The sequence below is a fragment of the Arthrobacter sp. TS-15 genome (genome assembly GCF_006964045.1).
GTDB lineage: Bacteria > Actinomycetota > Actinomycetes > Actinomycetales > Micrococcaceae > Arthrobacter.
The window spans coordinates 1-1,163 of the sequence record NZ_SDXQ01000121.1 but is presented as its reverse complement, the minus strand read 5'-3'; the positions used below and the strand labels follow the sequence as shown (position 1 = coordinate 1,163).

General features: G+C 67.2%; 2 protein-coding genes. Both read right to left on the bottom strand.

Going from position 1 to position 1,163, the window contains the following annotated elements:
* Window positions 1-612, bottom strand: a 612-nt coding sequence (locus EU811_RS23190; protein WP_142940585.1) for a S1 family peptidase, incomplete at its 3' end; no start/stop codon positions are given.
* 237 nt (window positions 613-849) lie between these two features.
* A partial coding sequence (locus EU811_RS23185) for a DUF1684 domain-containing protein (RefSeq protein WP_142940584.1) occupies window positions 850-1,163 on the bottom strand: 314 nt, incomplete at its 5' end.

Genomic DNA, 1,163 nt, shown 5'->3' with positions numbered 1-1,163 from the left:
GGCGGCGCTGGTGATGTCCACGCTGCCCGCGGTGCCCGACTTGGCGACCGTGGTGTTGGTGTAGCGCACCAGCCCGTAGTCGTTGGTCGGGAAGCTGGAGCCGGCCGTCGAGCCGAGCGTGGTGGTGTGCCCGGAGTTCGACCACCAGGTGCCGGCGCCGTCGGTGCAGTGACCGGCGGTCACGTAGTAGTCGGCGCCCGCGCTGTTCTTGACGTTGAAGCCGAGCGAGCAGCGCCAGCTACTCGCATAGATGGCGTCGCCGCCCTTGATCAGCTTGTTGAACTTGCCCGGGGTGTACTTGATCTGCAGAGCGCCGGCGTTGGTGCCCGCGGCCCGCTTGATCTTCGCGATCTCGGCCTTGGAGACGGTGCTGTCGACCGTGACGACGACCTTGCCGGTCTTGGCGTCGGTCACCCAGGCGGTGCCGGGCACATCGGCCTTGAGCACCGAGGAGTTGGCGCTCTTCAGCTGGGAGGCGCTGAACGTCTGCGCGTCGCTCGCGTTCGCGGAAGGGATGGTGAATGCGGCCGCGGCCACGAGTCCGGAGGTGACGGCGATCAGCCGGGTCCGTCTCGCTATTCCGCTGCGGGGGGTGGTGCGCTTGGTCCTCACTGTTCGTTCCCTCCAAAGGGAAGTCGGGGGCCCGCGTGGGGTCGGGGCCCGTGAGGCGCACGCCAGAGGCAGAATGCCCGGATTCCGGACAAGCCGTGCCCCTGACAAGGCGCTGGGGGGAGTATTTGGCCGCACACCCGACGGGCGCAAGGGCGCCTTTCGGCCGTGCGGTGTTCAACTTACGTATGTCCCACGGGAGTTGATCTCATCAGCGGCAGTGTGTGGATTACGTGCGGATTATCGGAGCAGATTGCGTTCCCCGGCGGCAATCGCCGCGCTCAGCGTATTGCCCGGCGGCGGGAATGGGCAGATGAAGTGGTCTGCGAATGCGCAGGGCGGGAGCAGGGCCCGGTTGAAGTCCACCGTCGTGCGCCCCTCGGTGTCAGGAGCCGCCGGGCGCAGGAACCGGAAGCGATAACTGCCGTTCCCACTCGTCACATCGCCGAAAACAGCCCACAGCGATCCGTCCCCCTGAACCGTCACCTGAAGCGTCAGATCCTGCCCGCCGAGCGTGAAGGCGAGCTCACCGCCGAGCCCGAGCCCACGAGACT